Source organism: Rhizobium sp. YIM 134829 (assembly GCF_046546455.1).
This window is the reverse complement of sequence record NZ_JBKHKI010000003.1, coordinates 177,718-199,333: the sequence shown is the minus strand read 5'-3', so window position 1 is coordinate 199,333 and position 21,616 is coordinate 177,718. Positions and strand designations below refer to the sequence as shown.

The 21,616-nt window shown below is 64.7% G+C and carries 17 protein-coding genes and 1 tRNA gene; 10 read left to right on the top strand and 8 right to left on the bottom strand.

Going from position 1 to position 21,616, the window contains the following annotated elements:
* Positions 1-36 precede the first annotated feature (36 nt).
* On the bottom strand, positions 37-4,758 hold the full coding sequence (gene gltB / locus ACLE20_RS07755) for a glutamate synthase large subunit (protein ID WP_410939697.1): 4,722 nt from the start codon (positions 4,756-4,758) through the stop codon (positions 37-39).
* 574 nt (positions 4,759-5,332) lie between these two features.
* Between gltB and ACLE20_RS07750 the strand changes: the two genes are divergently transcribed.
* Complete coding sequence (locus ACLE20_RS07750) at positions 5,333-6,379, top strand: threonine aldolase family protein (protein ID WP_410939696.1); 1,047 nt, start codon at positions 5,333-5,335, stop codon at positions 6,377-6,379.
* Between the two features lie 80 nt (positions 6,380-6,459).
* Here the strand turns inward: ACLE20_RS07750 and ACLE20_RS07745 are convergent, their stop codons facing one another.
* A complete protein-coding gene (locus ACLE20_RS07745) occupies positions 6,460-6,936 on the bottom strand; it encodes an Hsp20 family protein (protein WP_410939695.1) in 477 nt (158 codons plus the stop codon).
* Between the two features lie 525 nt (positions 6,937-7,461).
* Here ACLE20_RS07745 and ACLE20_RS07740 point away from each other — a divergent pair.
* Positions 7,462-8,496: an alpha/beta fold hydrolase gene (locus ACLE20_RS07740; RefSeq protein WP_410939694.1), complete on the top strand. Its 1,035-nt coding sequence runs from the start codon at positions 7,462-7,464 to the stop codon at positions 8,494-8,496.
* Between the two features lie 4 nt (positions 8,497-8,500).
* Here ACLE20_RS07740 and hisN read toward each other — a convergent pair whose 3' ends face one another.
* Both hisN and ACLE20_RS07730 read right to left on the bottom strand, forming a co-directional pair.
* Positions 8,501-9,274 carry a histidinol-phosphatase gene (gene hisN / locus ACLE20_RS07735; RefSeq protein WP_410939693.1) on the bottom strand — a complete coding sequence of 258 codons (774 nt, stop codon included), beginning with the start codon at positions 9,272-9,274 and terminating at the stop codon, positions 8,501-8,503.
* Between the two features lie 376 nt (positions 9,275-9,650).
* The gene (locus ACLE20_RS07730) at positions 9,651-10,526 is read right to left on the bottom strand and encodes an N-formylglutamate amidohydrolase (RefSeq protein ID WP_410939692.1); all 876 of its coding nucleotides are present in this window, start codon (positions 10,524-10,526) and stop codon (positions 9,651-9,653) included.
* A gap of 221 nt (positions 10,527-10,747) precedes the next feature.
* Here ACLE20_RS07730 and cpdR1 point away from each other — a divergent pair, with 221 nt between their 5' ends.
* The 5 genes from cpdR1 to ACLE20_RS07705 all read left to right on the top strand — a co-directional run bounded on the left by cpdR1 (position 10,748) and on the right by ACLE20_RS07705 (position 12,328).
* Positions 10,748-11,110 (top strand): response regulator CpdR1, encoded by a 363-nt coding sequence (cpdR1, locus tag ACLE20_RS07725; protein ID WP_323103575.1) that lies wholly within the window; start codon positions 10,748-10,750, stop codon positions 11,108-11,110.
* Positions 11,111-11,205: 95 nt separating this feature from the next.
* Positions 11,206-11,280 (top strand) — tRNA-Val (locus ACLE20_RS07720).
* A 229-nt stretch (positions 11,281-11,509) separates the two neighbouring features.
* Entirely contained in the window at positions 11,510-11,692 is a 183-nt protein-coding gene (locus tag ACLE20_RS07715) for a hypothetical protein (RefSeq protein WP_410939691.1), read from the top strand.
* Between the two features lie 107 nt (positions 11,693-11,799).
* Positions 11,800-11,991: a hypothetical protein gene (locus tag ACLE20_RS07710; RefSeq protein WP_410939690.1), complete on the top strand. Its 192-nt coding sequence runs from the start codon at positions 11,800-11,802 to the stop codon at positions 11,989-11,991.
* Between the two features lie 112 nt (positions 11,992-12,103).
* Positions 12,104-12,328 carry a hypothetical protein gene (locus tag ACLE20_RS07705; protein WP_410939689.1) on the top strand — a complete coding sequence of 75 codons (225 nt, stop codon included), beginning with the start codon at positions 12,104-12,106 and terminating at the stop codon, positions 12,326-12,328.
* A 77-nt stretch (positions 12,329-12,405) separates the two neighbouring features.
* Here ACLE20_RS07705 and ACLE20_RS07700 read toward each other — a convergent pair whose 3' ends face one another.
* On the bottom strand, positions 12,406-12,603 hold the full coding sequence (locus ACLE20_RS07700) for a hypothetical protein (RefSeq protein ID WP_410939688.1): 198 nt from the start codon (positions 12,601-12,603) through the stop codon (positions 12,406-12,408).
* A gap of 22 nt (positions 12,604-12,625) precedes the next feature.
* Positions 12,626-13,435: an endonuclease/exonuclease/phosphatase family protein gene (locus ACLE20_RS07695; protein ID WP_410939687.1), complete on the bottom strand. Its 810-nt coding sequence runs from the start codon at positions 13,433-13,435 to the stop codon at positions 12,626-12,628.
* Positions 13,436-13,570: 135 nt separating this feature from the next.
* Between ACLE20_RS07695 and ACLE20_RS07690 the strand changes: the two genes are divergently transcribed.
* Positions 13,571-14,545, top strand: coding sequence for a lysylphosphatidylglycerol synthase domain-containing protein (locus ACLE20_RS07690; RefSeq protein WP_410939686.1), 975 nt, complete (start codon positions 13,571-13,573; stop codon positions 14,543-14,545).
* 106 nt (positions 14,546-14,651) lie between these two features.
* Complete coding sequence (locus ACLE20_RS07685) at positions 14,652-15,053, top strand: hypothetical protein (RefSeq protein WP_410939685.1); 402 nt, start codon at positions 14,652-14,654, stop codon at positions 15,051-15,053.
* A 20-nt stretch (positions 15,054-15,073) separates the two neighbouring features.
* Here ACLE20_RS07685 and ACLE20_RS07680 read toward each other — a convergent pair whose 3' ends face one another.
* Positions 15,074-16,567, bottom strand: coding sequence for a phospholipase D-like domain-containing protein (locus ACLE20_RS07680; protein WP_410939684.1), 1,494 nt, complete (start codon positions 16,565-16,567; stop codon positions 15,074-15,076).
* 80 nt (positions 16,568-16,647) lie between these two features.
* Positions 16,648-19,278, bottom strand: coding sequence for a malto-oligosyltrehalose synthase (gene treY / locus ACLE20_RS07675; RefSeq protein WP_410939683.1), 2,631 nt, complete (start codon positions 19,276-19,278; stop codon positions 16,648-16,650).
* A 401-nt stretch (positions 19,279-19,679) separates the two neighbouring features.
* Here treY and ilvD point away from each other — a divergent pair, with 401 nt between their 5' ends.
* Positions 19,680-21,518 (top strand): dihydroxy-acid dehydratase, encoded by a 1,839-nt coding sequence (ilvD, locus tag ACLE20_RS07670; RefSeq protein ID WP_410939682.1) that lies wholly within the window; start codon positions 19,680-19,682, stop codon positions 21,516-21,518.
* Positions 21,519-21,616: the final 98 nt, after the last annotated feature.

Sequence of the window (21,616 nt, the reverse complement as noted above, 5' to 3'; positions counted from 1 at the left end):
TCGAAGCGGCGCGGATTGCGCGCCGCCTCCTGAGACTTACTCGGCGGCCTCCGCCATCTTCATCCGCTCCATGTCCTCGAGCGCCCGGCGATATTCGACCGGCATGACCTTGCGGAACTTCGGACGGAACTCGGCCCAGTTGTCGAGGATCTCCTTGGCGCGAGGCGAGCCCGTGTAATGGAGATGGTTGGAGATCAGCTGCACCAGCCGCTCCTCGTCATGGCGCGTCATGTCACCGGAAACGTCCACCATGCCCTTATGCATGAGATCGCCGCCGTGATGATGCAGCTTCTCCAGCATGTCGTCCTCTTCCGGCACCGGCTGCAGCTCGACCATGGCCATGTTGCAGCGCTGCGGGAAGTCCGAGCTTTCGTCGAGCACATAGGCCACGCCGCCCGACATGCCGGCCGCAAAGTTGCGCCCGGTCTGGCCGAGCACGACCACGACACCGCCGGTCATATATTCGCAGCCATGGTCGCCCACGCCTTCCACCACCGCGATGGCGCCGGAGTTGCGGACCGCGAAGCGCTCGCCGGCCACACCGTTGAAGTAGCACTCGCCGGAGATCGCCCCATAGAGCACGGTGTTGCCGACGATGATCGACTGTGCCGCGACGATACGCGAGTTTTCCGGCGGACGCACGATGATCCGGCCGCCCGAAAGCCCCTTGCCGACATAGTCGTTGCCATCGCCGACGAGGTCGAAGGTCACGCCGCGGGCCAGGAATGCGCCGAAGGACTGGCCAGCGGTGCCGGTCAGCGTCACATGGATCGTGTCGTCCTTCAGCCCCTTGTGCCGATGGCGCTTGGCCACTTCGCCGGAGAGCATGGCACCGGCCGAACGGTCGACGTTCTTGATGGCCGTCTCGATCTTGACCGGCAGCTTGCTTTCGAGCGCCGGCAGAGCCTGCTCGATCAGCTTGCGGTCGAGAATGTCGTCGATCGGGTGCTTCTGCCGCTCGGTCCAGTAGGTCGCTTCCTTCGGGGCATCCACCTTGTAGAAGATGTTGGTGAAGTCGAGACCATTGGCCTTCCAGTGCGAGATCAGCCCGTCCTTCTCCAGAAGCTCGGAGGCGCCAATGATGTCGTCGAACTTGGCGACGCCGAGCGAGGCCAGGATCTCGCGCACCTCTTCGGCAACGAAGAAGAAGTAGTTGACCACGTGCTCGGGCGTACCCTTGAAGCGCTTGCGCAGCACCGGATCCTGGGTGGCGACGCCGACCGGACAGGTGTTGAGATGGCACTTGCGCATCATGATGCAGCCGGCGGCGATCAGCGGCGCGGTCGAGAAGCCGAATTCGTCCGCCCCGAGCAGCGCACCGATGATGACGTCGCGACCGGTCTTCAGGCCGCCATCCACCTGTAGCGCGATGCGCGAGCGCAGGCCGTTCAGCACCAGGGTCTGGTGCGTTTCGGCAAGGCCGATTTCCCAGGGGCTGCCCGCATGCTTGAGCGAGGTCAGCGGCGAGGCACCCGTGCCGCCATCATAGCCGGAGATGGTGATGTGATCGGCGCGCGCCTTGGCAACGCCGGCCGCAACCGTACCGACGCCGACTTCCGAGACGAGCTTGACCGAGACGTCCGCAGCCGGATTGACGTTCTTCAGATCGTAGATCAGCTGGGCCAGATCCTCGATCGAATAGATGTCATGATGCGGCGGCGGCGAGATGAGGCCGACACCCGGGGTCGAATGTCGGGTCTTGGCGACCGTCGCATCCACCTTGTGGCCGGGCAGCTGACCGCCTTCGCCGGGCTTGGCACCCTGCGCGACCTTGATCTGCAGCATGTCCGCATTGACCAGATATTCCGTCGTGACGCCGAAGCGCCCCGAGGCCACCTGCTTGATCGCCGAGCGCTCCGGGTTGGGCGAGCCGTCGTGGAGCGGGAAGTAGCGGTCGCTCTCCTCGCCGCCCTCGCCGGTGTTCGACTTGCCGCCGATCCGGTTCATGGCGATGGCGAGCGTGGTGTGCGCCTCGCGCGAGATGGAGCCGAAGGACATGGCGCCGGTCGAGAAGCGCTTGACGATCGCCGCCGCCGGCTCGACCTCGTCGATCGAAATCGGCGTGCGGCCGAGCGCCTCGGCGCCGCGGATCTTGAAGAGGCCGCGGATCGTGTTCATGCGCAGCGCATCGCCATTCACCATGGCAGCGAATTCGCGATAGCGATCATCGGCCTTGCCACGCACGGCATGCTGCAGCGAGGCGATCGAATCCGGCGACCAGGCATGGCCCTCGCCGCGGATGCGATAGGCATATTCGCCGCCGACCTCCAGCGTGTTGGTCAGCACCGGATCGGGCCCGAAGGCCGCCTGGTGGCGCAGGAAGGTTTCCTCAGCGATCTCCTTGAGGCCGACGCCCTCGATCTGGGTCGCGGTGCCGAAGAAATAGCGGGCGACGAATTCGCTCGACAGGCCGACGGCGTCGAAGATCTGGCCGCCGCAATAGGACTGGTAGGTGGAAATGCCCATCTTGGACATGACCTTGAGGATGCCCTTGCCCACCGCCTTGATGTAGCGATAGACGACCTCCTCTTCCGACACTTCCTTCGGAAACTCGCCGCGCTTGTGCATGTCGATCAGCGTGTCGAAGGCGAGATAGGGGTTGATCGCCTCGGCACCATAGCCGGCAAGCAGCGCGAAATGATGCACCTCGCGCGGTTCGCCCGATTCGACCACGAGGCCGACCGAGGTGCGCAAGCCCTTGCGGATCAGGTGATGGTGGACGGCGGCGGTCGCAAGCAGCGCCGGGATCGCGATACGATCCGGCCCCATCTGCCGGTCGGACAGAACGATGATGTTGTAGCCGCCCTTGACCGCAGCCTCGGCCCGCTCGCAGAGCCGGTCCAGAATGTCGGGCATGCCTTCGGCACCGCGGTCGACATCATAGGTGAAGTCGAGCGTCTTGGTGTCGAACCGGTCCTCGGTGTGGCCGATCGAGCGGATCTTTTCGAGGTCGCCATTGGTCAGGATCGGCTGGCGCACTTCCAGCCGCTTGGCATGCGAGGCGCCGACATGGTCGAGAATGTTCGGCCGCGGCCCGATGAAGGAGACGAGGCTCATCACCAGCTCCTCGCGGATCGGGTCGATCGGCGGGTTGGTGACCTGGGCGAAGTTCTGCTTGAAATAGGTGTAAAGCAGCTTGGCCTTGGACGACATGGCCGAGATCGGCGTGTCGGTGCCCATCGAGCCGATCGCCTCCTGGCCGGTGGTCGCCATCGGCGACATCAGGATCTTCGTGTCCTCGAGCGTGTAGCCGAAGGCCTGCTGGCGATCGAGCAGCGACACGTCGCGACGCAGGGCGCGCGGCTCCACCGGCTTCAGCTCTTCAAGGATCAGCTGGGTGTTGTCGAGCCACTGGCGATAGGGGTGCTTGGAGGCGAGCGAGGACTTCACCTCCTCGTCGGAGATGATGCGACCCTCTTCCATGTCGATCAGCAGCATCTTGCCGGGCTGCAGGCGCCACTTCTTGACGATCTTCTCCTCCGGCACCGGCAGCGTGCCCGCCTCCGAAGCGAGGATGACGCGGTCGTCGTCGGTGACGAGATAGCGCGCCGGGCGAAGCCCGTTGCGGTCGAGCGTCGCGCCGATCTGGCGGCCGTCGGTGAAGCAGACAGCGGCCGGCCCGTCCCACGGCTCCATGAGAGCGGCGTGGTACTCGTAGAAGGCCTTGCGTTCCGGGCTCATCAGCTGGTTGCCGGCCCAGGCCTCGGGGATCAGCATCATCACCGCATGGGCGAGCGAATAGCCGCCCTGGACGAGGAATTCGAGCGCGTTGTCGAAGCAGGCCGTGTCGGACTGGCCTTCATAGGAGATCGGCCACAGCTTGGAGATGTCGTCGCCGAAGAGCGGCGAGGAAACCGACGCCTGGCGCGCCGCCATCCAGTTGACGTTGGAGCGCAGCGTGTTGATCTCGCCGTTATGGGCGACCATCCGGTAGGGATGGGCAAGCTTCCAGGACGGGAAGGTGTTGGTCGAGAAGCGCTGGTGAACGAGCGCTACCGCGCTTTCGAAGCGCGGATCGGCGAGATCCTTGTAATAGGCGCCGACCTGGTAGGCCAGGAACATGCCCTTGTAGATGATGGTCTTGGAGGAGAGCGAAACCGGGTAGAAGCCGGTCTCCGCACCCTTATAGGCATCATAGATACGGTTGGAGATCACCTTGCGGAGCGTGAAGAGCCGGCGCTCGAACTCGGCATTGGTAGCGGCATCGCGGCCGGCGCCAATGAAGACCTGCACATGGCGGGGCTCGGTGGCGGCGATATGCGGCGCCTTGGACAGCGAGGCATTGTCGACCGGCACGTCGCGGAAGCCGAGCAGGGACTGGCCTTCCTCGGCAACGACATCGGCGATCACCTGCTTGAAATGGGCGATCTGGGCTTCGTCCTGCGGCATGAAGAGATAGCCGACCGCATAATCGCCCGCCTTCGGCAGGATCACGCCCTGGGCTGCCATTTCCTCGCGGAAGAAGCGATCGGGGATTTGCACCAGGATGCCGGCGCCGTCGCCCATTAAGGGGTCGGCACCGACCGCGCCGCGATGGGTGAGGTTTTCGAGGATGAACAGGCCATCGCGCACGATCTGGTGCGACTTGACGCCCTTCATATGCGCGACGAAGCCGACGCCGCAGGCATCATGCTCGTGACGCGGATCATAAAGGCCCTGCTTGCCCGGGATGCCGGCAGGAATGGTCGCCGTCGCCACGGCGCGCTGCGCCGTGTTGGCCGAAGAGCCGGCGTCGAAAGATGGCGTGGTCTGCGTCATCGCTTTCCCTCCTGTTGGCCGATGTTTCGGCCTGCCGTCGTCAGGCGCCGGCCGCAGGCTTCGTGCCCGCCGGTCCCGCCCGGTTATCGTCGCATGATCCTGGTGTGCTCGCAAATGATGCGTGGCGCCGCCGGGTAAGAACTTCGTCCGACCGCTCGCATGGATCAGGCTCGGCCGAAAGCGGTACGACAGAGCGTCCGCATGGCGTTCCTCACCCGGCCGTCCCCCGCGTTTCTTACGCGGTCACTCGGCCCCAAACCGGTCGTTCGACCGAAATAGGACAGCAAGACTGTCCTATTTCAGAGGCTCTATGCCAGAAAGCCCGGATCGCTGCAAGAGATCGCGGAAAAATAATACGACGTCCTCGTTCGAAACGATCCTTTTCCCCGCCTCTCTTGTACTTTAATTTCAAATGGCTGCGTCTTTCCATGCCGTTTATGTCGCACCTGCCCTCCTTGGCACCCATGGAGCAAGAGATCCGTCGGCGACAGGGTTGATCGCGGCCCGGGGAGGATTAAGGTCGCGCCTCTCTCCCAAGCCGGCCGCATCGGCCGGGCGCATGATGGTGTCTCTCATGATCTTTTCTTCCGACAACTGGGCCGGCGCCCATCCCGCCATTGCCGAAAGCCTGGTCAAGGCGGCACCCGGCTTTGCCGCCGCCTATGGCACCAGCGCGCTCGACCGCAAGGTCGAAGGGCTGTTCTCCGAACTGTTCGAGCGGGAAGTGGCCGTCTTCTTCGTCGCCACCGGAACGGCGGCCAATTCGCTGGGGCTTGCCAGCGTCACCCGGCCGGGCGGCCACGTCTTCTGCCATTCCGAAGCGCATGTGAATGCGGACGAATGCGGAGCGCCGGAATTCTTCTCGCTTGGCGCCCGCATGGCCCCTGTCGAAGGCGCCTTCGGCAAGATGGATGCAGACAAGCTCGCCGCCCAGATCGCCCGATTCCAGCCGGGCAACGTCCATGCCGGCCAGCCGATGGCGGTGACGCTGACCCAGGCGACGGAGGCGGGCACGGTCTATTCGCTCGACGAGATCGCGGCGATCAGCGCGGTGGCGAGAACCCGCGACCTTCCCGTTCACATGGATGGCGCCCGCTTTGCCAATGCGCTGGTGGCGCTTGATACGACGCCGGCGGAGATGACCTGGAAGCGCGGGGTCGACATGCTCTCCTTCGGCGGCACCAAGAATGGCTGCTGGTGCGCCGAGGCGCTCGTCTTCTTCCACCCGGAAACGATCGGCGACTTCGCCTATCTGCGCAAGCGCTCGGCCCAGCTCTTCTCCAAGACACGCTTCGTCTCGGCTCAGCTCGAGGCCTATCTCGAAGGCGATCTCTGGCTGGATCTCGCCCGCCATGCCAATGCCATGGCGGCGCGTCTTGCCGCCGGCATCGGCGCCAGCAATTCCGCACGGCTCGCCTGGAAGGGCGATGCGAACGAACTCTTCGTGATTCTGAAGACCGACACGGCCGAGGCGCTGCGCGGCAAGGGCGCCATCTTCTACGACTGGCCGGTTCCGTCGGCCTTGATGCTGGACGGCGACGAAGGCCTCTACCGCCTCGTCACCAGCTTCGCGACCGCCCCGCAGGAGGTCGACGCCTTCCTGCATGCCATTGCGGCCTGAATCCACGACGGCAGCGGCACAAACGAAAAGCGGCGCCCGCAAGGGGCGCCGCAGCGAAAAGGTCCTTTGAGACCGCCGCCTTAGTTGACGGCAGCGTCGACCTGGGTGGCTTCGATCTGCTTAGGAGCAGCCGGAGCGGCCGAGATCTCAATCCGGCGCGGCTTGGCGGCTTCCGGGATCTCACGGACGAGATCGATGTGCAGGAGGCCATTCTTCAGCGAAGCGGCGCGAATTTCCACATGGTCGGCCAGCTGGAAGCGGCGCTCGAAGGCGCGCTTGGCAATGCCGCGATAGAGGAAATTGTTCTCGGCCGTCTGCTCGTCGCTCTTCTCGCCCTTGACGGTCAGCGTGTGCTCGCGGGCTTCGATGGAAAGCTCGGTCTCATCGAAACCAGCAACCGCCATCGTGATGCGATAAGCGTTCTCGCCGGTTCGCTCGATGTTGTAGGGCGGGTAGCTTTGGGCCTGTTCGGGCTGGCCAAGGCTGTCCAGCATGGTGAACAGGCGGTCGAAGCCGACGGTGGAGCGATAGAGCGGAGAAAAATCAACGTGACGCATGGTGTCCTCACTTCTTGAGCAACGGTTGTGCGATCGAGGTCCCTGTCACCCCTGAAGCGGCGATGGCGGGACCGGTGAACGGGCCCGGTTTGGCGCCCGTGAACGAAAGATGGGAACGACCGATTTGGTGTTCAAGAGCTCCGAAATCGGAGACGAGATTTTTTCGATCCCGACGTTTTCGCACGTCGAAACAGCGGCTTGGCCGGTTATAGATCATGCGGACCGCCGAGCTGAACCGCCGATGAATGCCGGGTTCCGCTCGCGTTCAGCTCCGGGCGGCTAGGCTCCTTTCCATCGGACCAAGAGCGCAAGACACAGGTGGGCATGTCCCTACCCGCCATCCCCGTTCAAGCGCTGTGGTCCCGGTGTCAGCTTGAAGGCCGGAAGCGTCTCCCCCGTCGCGTCCGGCCTCTTTTTTTGCCCCGCCCGGTCCTGCTCGCGCACGCTATTCTTTTGACCGGCGCCTGTCGCAGGTCTAGATCCTCAAAAGGCGGACCCGCCAGGCTGCGCACACAGAGGATGACGATGAGGTTCGACCTTTTCGGCCGCAAGGTAGCACAGAGACCGGAGCCACCGGCGGCCGCCCTTTACCCGACGCCGGACAATCCGCTGCCCGGTCGCCACACGGTTGGCGACTTCACCGGCGCCGCTGGGCGCTGCCTGCGCTACGCCGTGTTCCGCCCGGAGGAGGGCACGGCCAAGGGCACGGTGGTGCTGCTCCACGGCCGCAACGAATCGATCGAGAAATATTTCGAGACGATCGCCAGCTTCCTTGCCCGCGGCCTGTGGGTCGCGACCTTCGACTGGCGCGGACAGGCGGGATCCGAGCGGCTCTTGAAGGATCCGCGCCGCGGCCATGTGCGCCGCTTTGCCGATTATGAGGCCGACCTGTCGCTTTTCCTCGAGCGGATCGTCCTGCCGGATACGCGCCTGCCCTTCTTTCTCGTCGCCCATTCCATGGGAGCGCTCGTCGCCCTGTCTTTGGCGCCCTCGCTTGCCACCCGGCTTGATCGCATGGTCCTCGCCGCCCCCTTCGTGGCGCTCGGCAATCAGAGCCTCAGCCATGGCAAGATCGGGACCATCGCCGGCGCGCTCAGCCTGATGGGCCTCGGCGGGCTGGCGCTCAACCGCGATGGCGGCCCGCGCCCCTTCGCCAACAACATCCTGACCGCCGACGAAAGGCGCTTCCAGCGCAACCAGGCGATCGCCGAGGCTCATCCGGAACTCTTTCTCGGCCCGCCCAGCGCCCGCTGGCTGCACGAGACCTTCCGCGCGATCCGCCGCGTGAGCCGGCGCGAGCATCTGACGCGCATCACTGTGCCAACGCTGATCCTGGCGCCCACGCGCGACCTCCTGGTGCCGCATGCAGCGGTCGAGGCGCTGGCCCGCAATTTCCGCGCGGCGACGCTGATCCCGATCGATGGCGCACGCCACGAACTCTTCCAGGAAGACGATCGCTATCGTGCTCAGGCGATGGCGGCGATCGAGGCCTTCATTCCGGGAACCGTTTCCGAGGAAATCCCCGCTCCGGTGATCGAGGACAAGGCGCTTGCCCTTTGAGGCGTCAGGCCTTGAGGATCGCCAGCGCCTCGGCATGAAGCGTCGGCGTGGCTGCCGCCAGCACTTCGCCGCCCATCTCCGCCCGCCCGCCGGTCCAGTCCGAAACGACACCACCTGCCTGCTCGATCAGCGGGATGAGCGCGCCGATATCATAGGGCTTCAAGCCGCATTCGATGACGAGGTCGATATGGCCGGCGGCGAGCAGCGCGAAGGCATAACAGTCGCAGCCATAGCGGGCGAGCTTGACTTTGTCCTGCACCGCCTCGAAGCGGCTCTTCAGGGCGCCGGTATAGAGATGCGGCGAGGTCGTGAAGAGCGTTGCCTGGGCAAGACCGCCGCAATCGCGCGTTGCCAGCGTCAGCGGCCCGCCGGGGCCGCTATAGAAGGCGGCGGCGCCATCGGCAAAGAAGCGTTCGCCGGTGAAAGGCTGGTCCATGATGCCCATGATCGAGCGGCCGTTCCGGTAAAGCCCGATCAGCGTGCCCCACACTGGCAGCCCCGAAATGAAGGCACGCGTGCCATCGATCGGGTCGATGACCCAGACGAATTCGCGGTCGGCGCCCACCGTCCCATATTCCTCGCCGAGAATGCCATGCTCCGGAAACTCGGCCTCGATCAGTGCGCGAATCGCGGCCTCGGCGGCGCGGTCGCCTTCCGTCACCGGGTCAAACCCACCAGCCTCCTTGTTTACCACGCTGGTGCCGGTGCGGAATCGCGGCAGGGTCTGCGCAGCGGCGGCGTCCGCAAGGCGGTCGAAAAATGCGCGGTCGGGCAGCATGGAACTCTCCTTAAATGGAACGGCGCTGCTCCTTAGCGCATTCCGGGCCGTTTCAAAACTGACGCGAAAAAATGCAGATTTGCCACCGGACACCGGTTTTCCCGCCTAAAAACTAAGCCTTTGTGAAATTCAGCCTATTCTTTCGCCAAATTTCGAAAAACGATGTACAATCCGCAGCTTAACAGACGAAATTTTCCGGAAAATGACGTTTTTGTCTTGACATTGCCGCAGCGCAATATTAGATTTCACGTACAGTCACTCGTGACTGCAGATACCCTCCTTGGGTGTTTCCTCCCTAGACTCCAGCCGCGCGAAAGCGCGGTTTTTTTTGTCCGGCGGTTTGCGTCTGTCAGCGATGATGCGGAATGACCTCCCCTTATTCTGCGGCAAGCGGCATGCCGAGAGAGGATTTATGGACATAGGTCGAGAAGGTAGCGAGGAAAGTTCCAATCGCCTGCATCAGCCAGGGGAATTCCGGCTTCTTCTTTAGCGTCGTTTCATCCACATAGAGGCCGCGATTGACCTCGATCTGGAGGGCATGAAGGCCACGGGCCGGACGGCCGTAATGTTCGGTGATGAAGCCGCCGGCATAGGGTTTGTTGCGCGCGACCGAGAAGCCCATCTCTTCCAGCAGCGTCACCGCGATCCGGGTCATTTCGGCCGTGGCGCTGGTGCCGTAACGGTCGCCAATGATGAAGTCGGGCCGGATGCCGCTGCCGGCGACGCGGACATTGCCGGGCATGGAATGGCAATCGATCAGCAGCGCCATGCCGAAGCGCACATGGGTGCGGGCGATCAGCCGGCGCAGCGCTGCATGATACGGCTTGTAGATCGTCTCGACCCGTTCCAGCGCCTCGCCGACCGGCATGCGCGCCCGGTAGATTTCCATATTTTCCGCGACCAGCCGGGGCACGGTGCCGAGACCGCCGGCAACACGCATGGAGGTCGAATTGGCATGGGCGGGCAATGGCCCGTCGAACATGCGCGGGTCAAGCTCGTAGGGCTCGCGGTTCACGTCGAGAAAGGCGCGAGGAAAGTGGGCGAGCAGCATCGGCGCGCCGAGCGAGACGCCCGCGGAAAACAGCTCCTCCACATAATGGTCCTCCGAGCGGCGGATCGACAGCGCGTCGAGCCGCGACTGGGCGAGGAAGGCGGGGGTGTAGATGCGGCCGGAATGGGGGGAGTTCAGGACGAAGGGGATGGTCTGGTCCAGCGGCTCGCGGATTTCGAACAGATCGGGACTCTCCTCCATTGCAAACCTTTTTACCATCCCGTCATGTGCTTCTCGCGACATGTTGCCAGCCGTGTCGTTCTGTGTCCATAGTCATGCTACCAACGGGAAGGCGCGAAGGCTGCGGCCATCAGGCCTTGACCTGCCGTCTTCACGGGATATTTACACCGGGGCGGTTTCATGATGCGACCGACTTCCCCCTGCAGTGACGGTTAGACTTAGGCAGCAACGGCTGGAAATCCATGAATCCCAAAATTCTCCTCGCAGAAGACGACAACGACATGCGCCGCTTCCTCGTGAAGGCGCTGGAAAAGGCTGGCTACAAGGTCTTGTCCTTCGACAACGGGGCGAGCGCCTATGACCGGCTGCGGGAAGAGCCCTTCTCGCTGCTTCTGACCGACATCGTCATGCCGGAAATGGACGGCATCGAGCTGGCGCGCCGGGCAACCGAGCTGGACCCCGACCTCAAGGTGATGTTCATCACGGGCTTTGCCGCCGTCGCGCTCAACCCCGATTCCAAGGCGCCGAAGGATGCCAAGGTGCTGTCCAAGCCCTTCCATCTGCGCGATCTCGTCGACGAAGTGAACAAGATGCTGGCAGCCTGAGGCCGGCTGCCTGGACCACGCCCGAGCCGTCAAAAAAGCATCATGATGCCTATTGACGCCTCAAAGGGTTTTGTGGTCTATGCGCCGCATCGGATGGGCGTGTAGCTCAGCGGGAGAGCACTACGTTGACATCGTAGGGGTCACAGGTTCAATCCCTGTCACGCCCACCATCCGAACCTCCTGATCTTCTTGACGAATCAGATATGTCCTCCCGGGAAGACGGGCATTGCGGACCCTTGCCGCTGGTCGGCAGGGCGGCATTTCTGGCGCCGGATGGCACCTCTTTCGGGCCTTGTTCTGGTCCGTCTCGTTCTCTCCTCTTCGCGCCCTGGAACATCCCTCCGCCCACCCGGTTGTCTTCGCTCGATGCCTTGGGCATCGCCAATGCGGAGACCAATCATGAGCAGCAGATTACCGCCCGTGCCGTCCGACAACCGCAGCCCCAAGGGCTCTGGCGAGACGGCCAACGCCAAGACCGGCGACCAGCAGGCCTCGAGCCCGACCGACAATCCCGACAAGATGGGCCAGCAGGGCAACAGCAAGGTCAACACGACCCATCAGGGCTATCAGCAGGATCGCTGAAACCGCGTTGACCGGCTGCGCCAGAAGACCGACGCAGCCGCTTGAAGAGCAGTGACAGCCGGACGACGTCGATCAAAGGCGCCTCGCTCCGGCGGCAAGGAGACAGGATGTCGACCTCCAGCAAGCACCCCAACACGATCCGCCAGGGCGGACCCGGCGCGTCGCATGAAAATGCCAAGGCCCCGCTCGACCCGAAGAAGCCCGGTGCCGAGCCTGACACGCGCGCCCATAGCAAGGTTTCAGGCGGCGGCGGCGGCGAGCCCGACACCCACCACACCCACGACCCGGGCCGCAAGTAGTCGGCACGCTGCGCCGGAACGATGACCAGCCGGTTGCGTTGGGCGAGAGGATGATCCTGCCGGGCGATGAGCGCCCGGCTTTCGACCCTCGATCCCGACGCAGGAGTTTTCGATGACCACGCTTCCCGACGATCTCGAACAGGCGCTGACCGCGCTTTGCGCACGCCGGGGAGTGGACCGCGACACCGCCGTCCGCTCGATCCTGCAGGAATGGATGCGCACCCACGGTTTTCTCGACGGTGACGTAGAGAGCGAGGAAGCGGCGGCCGAACCCCGCAAGCCCGATCCCGACTTCGTTCAATATCCCGGCTATTTCGAAGGGCGCGGCAGCCTCTGAGCCTTAGCCAAGAACGGAAAAAGCCGCTCCGGTCACGCCGAGGCGGCTTTTCTCATCAGATAAAGGATAGATCGTCGTCAGGCCATCGAGGCGGGATCACCGATCGGGAGCAAGGCCGGATTGAGGACCGGGTCGTTCGGATTCTTGGTGTCACCGGGCTCGATGACCGGCGGAACGGCCGGCCTGTCCTGGCCGCGGTCGGGAATGCCGGGAGTCGAGAGCGGGCCGCGCGGCGTTTCGCTGTCCGGCGTCGGGAGCGGATCACGATTGGGCATGGTGGTCTCCTTTTCCGTTGTCTCAGTCAACGGCCCGGTCCGGCAATGGTTCCCCGCTAATGACCCGCAGCTCCGCCAGGAGCGGCAGATGGTCGGAAGCAAGACGGGTGAGCGGCGTGCGGACTGCTTCTGCCGCCACAACCTCAACCTCCGGCGACACGAAGAGGTGATCGAGCCTGAGCAGCGGCAGGCGCGAGGGGAAGGTTGGCGGCAGCAGACGTCCGCCCTCGCCGCGCACAGGCCCCAGCGCCCCTGCCAGATGGCGATAGGCGGCGGATGATGGAATGGCGTTGAAATCGCCGGCCAGAATGATGGCGCCACCCGCTTGCCGCGCTGCGCCCATCCAGTCCGGCCCCGCAAGGGCTTGTGCCTGGCGAAGTCGCTCGGCGCGCCGCAGCCCGAAATGCGTGTTGAAGACATGGACGGGGCGTCCACCCAGCATCAGCTCGATCCACAGCGCGCCCCGCGGTTCGCCGGCCGAGGGCAGCTCCCCCGCCTTGATCAGGCGGGACGGCAATGCGGTTAGGATCGCATCGCCATATTTTTCTTCCTGCACTAGCAGCGCCGGATGGAAGTGCGAGGCCATGCCGATCGCCTCGGCAATTGCCATCGCTTGATCGACACCGCCGCTGCGGGCGCGGCCGACATCGAGCTCCTGCAGCGCCACCACATCCGGGCGCAGTCCGGCGAGCACCTCGGCGATGCGCGCCGGATCTAGCCGCCGGTCGGTCCCGACGCAGCTATGCACATTATAGGTCACGATCCGCAGGCAAGAGGCGGCTGCCGCGTCACTGCCGGCGCGACGGGGAGAGGGGGACAAAGGGAGGCTCATGGCCGAGGGAACCCTTCGGCCCCCGACTTCGTTCCATGGGTTCGCCGGCGTCCGCCAGTGGGTCTGCAGCTGGCTCTCCGCCCTGCTCTCCCCTCCATCGGATCCCGTCGGTGTCCCGCAGCCGAGAACCCGCCCATGTCGCTCCGCCTCCTTCTCCGTTTCGTCGTTCTGGCTGCCGTCATTGGTGCCGGCTACCTGCTGTTCCAGACGCTGCGGCAATATACGCTAGCGGAGATCTGGAGCGCCATGCGCGCCATTCCGGTCACCAATCTGCTGCTCGGCCTCGCCTTCGCCTTCGCCTCCTATGCCTGCCTCTCCTGCTTTGATGCGCTCGGCGTGCGCTACACGGGCAAGCGGCTGCCGCTCTACAAGACGGCGCTCGCCTCCTTCGTCAGCTTGTCGATCGGCCATAATGTCGGCATCGCCGCCTTGAGCAGCGGCGCGGTCCGCTATCGCTATTATGCGCGCTGGGGTCTGACGACCGAGGATGTGGCGAAGATCGTGCTGTTCTGCGGCGTCACCGTCGCCTTGGGGCTGATGACGCTCGGCGGCGCCAGCCTGCTGCTCCGCCCGCAGGATGCCGCCGACATGACCGGCCTCTCGCGCAGCGCCATCTTCATGATCGGCATCGTCTCGCTGATCGCGCCGGTCGTCTATCTGGTGCTGGCGGCAGTGGTGAAGACGCCGCTGAAGCTGCGCAGCTGGACCTTCGAAATGCCGAGCCTGCCGATCGCCGCCGCACAGATCCTGGTCGGCACGATCAACTTCGCCTTCGTGGCCGCCAGCCTGCACCAGATGCTGTCCGCCTTTGCCGAAGCCAGCTATCTGAAGGTCGCCTCCGTCTCGATCATCGCCAATGTCGCCGCGATCATCAGCCATGTCCCCGGCGGCATCGGCGTGCTGGAAGCCACCGTCGCGCATATCCTCCCCGGCGCGGAATCGGTCGCCGCCGTCATCGCCTTCCGCGTCATCTACTACTTCATCCCGCTCGCGATCGGCCTTCCGACCTTGCTCATCAGCGAACTCATCATGAAGAACAAGCCGGGCGAAGCGAAGCCGCGCGAGACGCACGAGGCTCTCGATGCGGGCGCCTTGCCCTCTCGCTCCTGAGCCCAGCCAAATGCGTCGGGCTTGCGCAGAATTGTGCGGCGCATCAGCAATTCCTCAATCAATTGCCCGCATCCTCAGTGCAATCGTCGATTTTACGGAGGGTGCGATGCGGATCAGCGCGGTCGAGAAGCTCAAGCTCGTCATCTCGATCCTTGACCGGCTCCTCAGCGCGCCGGTCTCGCCGGCTCAGCCAAAGGGGAAGATCATCCCGCCGGCCCCCGCCTATCTGGATGCCGTCGATTACACGACCCAGACGCTCGCCGCCTTCCGCCGCAAGATCGAGTCGGCCCAGCCCTCCCGGACCTCGACTTGGCGCTCGCTACCCAGACGCCGCCCGACCGACACGGAGTGCGACCGCTCCGTCGCACAACTCCGTGCGGCGCTGCAGGCGCTCCAGCATTCGCTGACCCACGAGGCAGCGCCGCAGTCTACCGATATCACCAGCCCGCCGCATGGCGCCGACATGGAGCCATTGGCCGGCGCAGAATTGCTGGCACAGGCAAGCTAACTGCCCGGATCCGACGCTGCCTAGAACAGGCTGCGCACGCGTGTGACCAAATCGCCGGCGCCGCGGCGCAGGCGGTTGAGGGTGCGGACCGGGCGGGGTGGGTCGACGAGGTCGGTCCCGATCAGCGGGTCCTGCGCGCCCTCCGCCAGATCGATGTCGAAATGGCAGAGGCGACGCGGCCCGCCATTCAGCGATTCTAGCCCGTCATGCATGGAGTTGAGCCGGGTGATCGCCTCCTCCACCTCGGCCGGGGTGGCGCCCAGATGTTCGGCGATCAGCTGCATGCGGAGCGTGCGAAAAGCGTGGATCTCGGCGAGAGTGCGCGCTTCCACCGCGATATCGGCCTCAGTATCGAAGCCTTCCGACCGGTTGTTGAGGTTGGACGAGCCGAGGCGCAGGAAGCTGTCGTCGATCAGCACGAGCTTGGAGTGCACGAGAATCTCCTGCTTGCCGTCCTTGTCCTCCGCGTCGTCGGAGGGAACGACGGCATACATGACCCGCAGCCGGTCATAAGGGTCGGCGCGCTTCAAGCGGCGGATCAGCCGGTCGCGGTTGTTGCCCATCATCACCTTTTCCAGAAAGCCATGGGAAATGCGGGTGACGACGATCAACACCTCCGGCCCTTCGGGATCGGCCAGGCGATCGATCAAAATATCGGCGATGCCGAAGGCGGCGAGATATTGGGCCTCGATGTAAACCGTTCTCTTGGCCGCCTTCAGAGCGTCGACCAGAAGATGGATCGATTCCCGCCGTCCCTCGCCATCCTCCATTTCCGGCTTCGTCAGGGCAAGCGCCACAGGGCAGTCGGTGACGAGCGGTGCCACCCCTTCCGGCCAGATCGGCGCGGCGCCCTCGGTCACCGGCATGATGGTGTTGGTCGCAGCCTCCCAGCGGTCGCGGCACAGATCGCCCAGCATCCGCGCCGCCGGGCCGGAAAGCACGGCCTGCATGTCATGCACCGGCTCATAGACCTCGCCATCCGGCGTCTTGCGCAGCGGGTTGGTCGCAGCATGGCGGCTGTCGTCCCAGCGCCGGGCGGTCAGGTCGATTCCGCCGATGAAGCCCAGCACGTCGTCGATGCAGACGACCTTCTGGTGGTGCGAGCCACGCAGCGGGTGATGGGTATCGAATTGCAGATCGATCTGCGGATGGGCGGCCCAGCCGGTCTTTCGGAAGAGCTTGAGCGACTTGCCGGAATAGAGCGGCCCCATGGCCCAGACGAGCACCCGGACCTGGAGGTCCGGATTGGCCTCGACCAGCGAGAGCAGCAGGGCGCCGAGCGTCGGGCTTTCCGGATCGGCCGGGCGCAGCCGGATGTCGGGATTGAAGTCCCAGCCGAGAATGGTGATCGCGTGGCGCGCCTGGCGGAGCGCCTGGTCGAGCACATGAAAATAGGCCTCGCCATCGACAAGGATGGCGAGACGATCCGCCTTTTCCTGCTTCCAGGCATTGTCGCCGACGCGAATGATGGAGGGCGTTGCGGAGCCCAGGCCGTCTGCGTGATACAAATCCATTTCTCCGCCTCGCGAGACGCCGCACAAGGCCCGCGGCGCGCTTAAACGCCGCAGGTGAGCCAATGGTTCCGCAGTCCTGATCAGGCGGGAATCAACAGTGCGAAAGGCGAGAGCGGCAGATCCGCGAGCCGGAGTTCGGAGGCCAGCCGCACCGTCTCCCCACTGACCGCATCACGATATTCACGCCCGCGTATCGCGTCCGGTATGTGGATGGTGACCGAGTTCAGGGCATTGGCTGGATCCTTGCCATCGACCATCAGGGTCGCGAGCTGGCAGGGTGCAACGGCAATCGCTGCTGCATCTCCCCCCACGCGCCCAAAGGCAACGAGACGCTCGCTGCCCTCGCCGGAGATCTGAAGCGGCTGGTAGTCCCCCTCCTCGAAGAGCGCGCGCGCCGCCGCGCGGCCGGCGATTAGCCGCGCCGTCAACGCCACCTTGGCCTCGCCGGAAGAGAGCGAGGCCGGGTCGAGAGAGACGCTGTTCGACTGCTTCAGGAAGCTTGCGATCGTGTCATAGTCCGGCATGCGGCGATTGTCGGGATCGACCAGGCTGAAATCGGCCCGCTCCGATCCCTGATAGACATCGGGAATCCCGGGTGCCGCCATCTTCACCAGCGTCTGGCTGAGACCGTTGTAGAGGCCAGCGAGGCGGATGGGCTTCAAGGTCGTCTCGAAGTCGCGCAGGAACTCGGTATTGTCAGGCGAAAGGAGGGCGGCAGCGAAGTCCTTGACCGCGCCTTCATAATCCTCGTTGACCTCCGACCAGTCGCTGCGCTGCTTCGCCTCGCGCATGGTCTTCTCCACATAGGCGGCAAAGCGCTCGGAGAGGCCCCTGAGCCCGTCCGCATCGGAGATCGAGAGCTCCTCCGGCCAGCAGCCGGCGAGCGCCTGGTAGAGCGCCCATTCGAGCGCCGGCTCGGGCGCGGGCCCATCGGCAAGGGTCTTCACATGGCGGGCATTGATGCCGTGCCAGCGCCCCACGGCATCGCTCCAGATCTCCGGCACCGCGCTCACCGCGTAAAGCCGGGCGCGCGCATCCTCGCCGCGCTTGGTGTCGTGGGTGGAGGTGGTCGAGAGGCCGAGCGGCTGCTCCTCGGCGCGCCGCGCCATCAGATGATGGAATTCGGCGATCGAGAGTTCCGGCTCGTCCGGATGCCCGCCGACTTCGTTCAGCGCCAGGAAGCGGTTGTAGCGATAGAAGGCCGTGTCCTCCATGGCCTTTGCCATGACCGGGCCGGAGAGCTGCTGGAACCGGCTGCGGAACTCGAAGGCTGGTCCTTCCACGGCACCGGAGAGCAGACCGACGAGCGCCGAGAGCGCCGCCTGCCCCGCACCGTCGAGCCGCGCCTTCGCATGGCTTGCCGAGCGATCGAGCACCTCCCGGTCGGCAGCGGCAAGCGCGCCCTTTGCGCCGTAGGTCCGATAGACCGGGAAGGCATTGATCAGCGCTTTCAAGGCGTCCGTGAAGGGCTTCTCTTCGATCTCGGGCAGAGCCTGCCGGCCGAGCGAGACGAGACGTTTCACCTCGCCCTCGAAATTGCGGTCGAGCATCAGCTGCTTGGCGTCCGTCAGGATCGCCTCGTAAGACGTCTCCGAGCCGGTGAAACGTCGATAGGCCGCATCCAGCGCCGCCATCTGGCCATGGTCGACATAGAGATGAGTGAGCGCTGCGATGAATTCGTAGCCGGTCGTGCCTTCGATCGGCCAGTCATCGGGGATCGTCTCCTCGCCCTCGATGATCTTTTCGACCACCAGATAGACATCGGGGCCGATCGCCGCGCGCAGGCGCTGCAGATAGGCGGCGGGGTCGGCAAGCCCATCGACATGGTCGATGCGCAATCCGTCGATCGTGCCGTCGCGCACCAGCTCCAGAACCAGTTTATGCGCCGCATCGAAGACCGCTTCGTCCTCGACTCTCAGGCCAGCCAGACCGGCGACCTCGAAGAAGCGGCGATAGCTGAGTCCGCTCGCCGCGACCTTCCAGTGAACCAGCCGATAGGGCTGCGCTTCGTGGACGGCGCGGATGCGATCGGCATCAAGGGTCTTCAAGAAGGCCTCGAGCGCATCCCGCCCCGCTGCATCCTCGTCGACCAGCGCCTTCGCAGTCTCGCGGGTCTGCGCTTCATCCTCGGGCGTGGCGGACGCGGCGAAGGCCGTGAGCTTTGCCGCGAGCGCACCCGGCGCACCGTCGAGGACGTCTTCATAGGAGGCAGGCGTCAGCGGAAAGCGGTTCTCGTAATAGGCAAGCGCCAGGCCGCCCTCCGGGTCCAGCGTCAGCGTGATCTCGCCGGCCTCAAGCGCGGAATCGAAATCCTGGCCCAGCACGGCGAGCGTCAGCGGCCGGCTCCAGTCGACATCGAAGAAGCGGGCGTGGGGGCTTTGTTCGCCCCAGGTCACGATGCTGCGCCACCAGGCATTCTCGAGCGAGGCGGCCATATGGTTGGGGACGATGTCGAGAATGAGCCCGATGCCGGCCTCTTTTAACGCCCGCGCCAGCCGATCGAACCCGTCCCGGCCCCCGAGCGCGGGATCGAAGGCATTGGCATCCGTCACGTCATAGCCATGGGTGGAGCCTTCGGTCGCCGAGAAGATCGGCGAGGCATAGAGATGGCTGATCCCGAGCGACTGCCAGTAGGGCACGAGGGTGATTGCACGATCAAAGGTCATGCCGTCCCTGAACTGGAGACGGTAGGTCGCAAGCGGTGTGGTCATCGGGGCGGACAGAGCCTTTTTCGGGTTGGCGATCGGGAGGATCGAAGGAAGGGCGGGAGCCGCCCCTTCAACAGGAAAGCCCCGGCCTTGGTTCCTCGCCTTCATGCCGCTTGAAGCCGCCGCCCGAAACAAAAACCCCTCTCCGAACCGGAGAGGGGCCAAGTCGGCCGGAGTTAGCAAAGTGTCCGACAGCCCCAGTCAACACAACGGCGGCGTGTCGCGCATCCCCCAAATGGGTGAGATCACACGAACCTCGGCCAAAAATCTCCACTCTCTCCAGCACGATCCGCGTCAAGGAAATCCGTGACTGGCAAGGACTTTTGCGCTAGGAAGCGCCGCAATCGACGGCAGAGACGCGATTTCGCGCCGCCTGTCCGCCTCCCTGTACGAGGAAGACGCCCATGCCCGCTTATCGTTCCCGGACCACCACCCACGGCCGCAACATGGCCGGCGCGCGCGGCCTCTGGCGGGCCACGGGCATGAAGGACAGCGATTTCGGCAAGCCGATCATTGCCGTCGTCAACTCCTTCACGCAGTTCGTGCCGGGGCACGTTCATCTCAAGGATCTCGGCCAGCTGGTAGCGCGCGAGATCGAAGCCTCCGGCGGCGTCGCCAAGGAATTCAACACGATCGCTGTCGATGACGGCATCGCCATGGGCCATGACGGCATGCTTTATTCGCTGCCCTCGCGCGAGCTGATCGCGGATTCGGTCGAGTACATGGTCAATGCGCATTGCGCCGACGCCATGGTCTGCATCTCCAATTGCGACAAGATCACCCCCGGCATGCTGATGGCGGCGCTCAGGCTCAACATCCCGGCGATCTTCGTCTCCGGCGGGCCGATGGAGGCCGGCAAGGTGCTCTTGTCCGATGGCAAGATCCATGCGCTCGACCTGGTCGACGCCATGGTGGCGGCCGCCGACGAGCGCGTGTCGGAAGAAGACGTCAAGACCATCGAACGCTCCGCCTGCCCGACCTGCGGCTCCTGCTCCGGCATGTTCACCGCCAATTCGATGAACTGTCTGACGGAAGCGCTCGGCCTGTCGCTGCCCGGCAATGGCTCGACGCTCGCCACCCATTCCGACCGCGAGAAGCTGTTCCTCAAGGCTGGGCGCGACATCGTCTCGCTCGCCCGCCGCTACTACGAGCAGGACGACCTCACCGCCCTGCCCCGCACCATCGCCTCCAAGGGGGCGTTCGAGAATGCCATGGCGCTCGATATCGCCATGGGCGGCTCGACCAATACCGTGCTGCACATCCTCGCCGCCGCGCATGAGGCGGAGCTGGACTTCACCATGGACGATATCGACCGCCTGTCGCGCAAGGTGCCCTGCCTGTCCAAGGTGGCGCCGGCCAAGTCCGACGTCCACATGGAAGACGTGCATCGGGCCGGCGGCATAATGGCGATCCTCGGCGAACTCGATCGCGCCGGCCTGATCAATGCCGATCTTCCGACCGTTCACTCGAAGACGCTCGGAGAGGCGCTGGCGCAGTGGGATATTGCGGTGACCGACAACCCGGCCGCGCTCGAGCTCTTCAGCGCCGCGCCCGGCGGCGTGCCGACCCAGGTCGCCTTCAGCCAGAGCGCCCGCTGGAAGGAGCTCGACATCGACCGCGAAGGCGGCGTCATCCGCGATGCCCAACACCCCTTCTCCAAGGATGGCGGCCTCGCCGTGCTCAAGGGCAATCTCGCCATCGACGGCTGCATCGTCAAGACGGCCGGCGTCGACGAGTCGATCCTGAAGTTCTCCGGCCCTGCCAAGGTGTTCGAGAGCCAGGACGCAGCGGTCAAGGGCATCCTCTCGAACGAGGTCGTGGCCGGCGACGTGGTGGTCATCCGCTACGAGGGGCCGAAGGGCGGTCCCGGCATGCAGGAGATGCTCTACCCGACCAGCTATCTGAAGTCGAAGGGCCTCGGCAAGGCTTGCGCGCTGATCACCGACGGCCGCTTCTCGGGCGGCACCTCAGGCCTGTCGATCGGCCATGTCTCGCCGGAAGCGGCCAATGGCGGCCTGATCGGCCTTGTTCGCCCGGGTGACATGATCGACATCGACATCCCGAACCGCACGATCTCGCTGCGTGTCTCGGACGAGGAACTGGCCACGCGCCGCGCTGAACAGGACCAGAAGGGCTGGAAGCCGGCGGAGGAGCGCAAGCGCAAGGTGACGACCGCGCTCAAGGCCTATGCCGCCTTCGCCACCTCGGCCGACAAGGGCGCGGTCCGCATCCTGCCGGAATAAGCGCCCGTACCCGAAGCATTCTCCAGACCATCACCAGTGCGCCGCCCTGAACGAGGCGGCGCCTGACTGCATTGCTTTTGACTTCAAGCAGGAGTGTT

Coding starts and splice junctions, on each gene's coding strand:
- gltB (WP_410939697.1), bottom strand. CDS start 4,758: ATGACGCAGACCACGCCATCTTTCGACGCCGGCTCTTCGGCCAACACG.
- ACLE20_RS07750 (WP_410939696.1), top strand. CDS start 5,333: ATGATCTTTTCTTCCGACAACTGGGCCGGCGCCCATCCCGCCATTGCC.
- ACLE20_RS07745 (WP_410939695.1), bottom strand. CDS start 6,936: ATGCGTCACGTTGATTTTTCTCCGCTCTATCGCTCCACCGTCGGCTTC.
- ACLE20_RS07740 (WP_410939694.1), top strand. CDS start 7,462: ATGAGGTTCGACCTTTTCGGCCGCAAGGTAGCACAGAGACCGGAGCCA.
- hisN (WP_410939693.1), bottom strand. CDS start 9,274: ATGCTGCCCGACCGCGCATTTTTCGACCGCCTTGCGGACGCCGCCGCT.
- ACLE20_RS07730 (WP_410939692.1), bottom strand. CDS start 10,526: ATGGAGGAGAGTCCCGATCTGTTCGAAATCCGCGAGCCGCTGGACCAG.
- cpdR1 (WP_323103575.1), top strand. CDS start 10,748: ATGAATCCCAAAATTCTCCTCGCAGAAGACGACAACGACATGCGCCGC.
- ACLE20_RS07715 (WP_410939691.1), top strand. CDS start 11,510: ATGAGCAGCAGATTACCGCCCGTGCCGTCCGACAACCGCAGCCCCAAG.
- ACLE20_RS07710 (WP_410939690.1), top strand. CDS start 11,800: ATGTCGACCTCCAGCAAGCACCCCAACACGATCCGCCAGGGCGGACCC.
- ACLE20_RS07705 (WP_410939689.1), top strand. CDS start 12,104: ATGACCACGCTTCCCGACGATCTCGAACAGGCGCTGACCGCGCTTTGC.
- ACLE20_RS07700 (WP_410939688.1), bottom strand. CDS start 12,603: ATGCCCAATCGTGATCCGCTCCCGACGCCGGACAGCGAAACGCCGCGC.
- ACLE20_RS07695 (WP_410939687.1), bottom strand. CDS start 13,435: ATGAGCCTCCCTTTGTCCCCCTCTCCCCGTCGCGCCGGCAGTGACGCG.
- ACLE20_RS07690 (WP_410939686.1), top strand. CDS start 13,571: ATGTCGCTCCGCCTCCTTCTCCGTTTCGTCGTTCTGGCTGCCGTCATT.
- ACLE20_RS07685 (WP_410939685.1), top strand. CDS start 14,652: ATGCGGATCAGCGCGGTCGAGAAGCTCAAGCTCGTCATCTCGATCCTT.
- ACLE20_RS07680 (WP_410939684.1), bottom strand. CDS start 16,567: ATGGATTTGTATCACGCAGACGGCCTGGGCTCCGCAACGCCCTCCATC.
- treY (WP_410939683.1), bottom strand. CDS start 19,278: ATGACCACACCGCTTGCGACCTACCGTCTCCAGTTCAGGGACGGCATG.
- ilvD (WP_410939682.1), top strand. CDS start 19,680: ATGCCCGCTTATCGTTCCCGGACCACCACCCACGGCCGCAACATGGCC.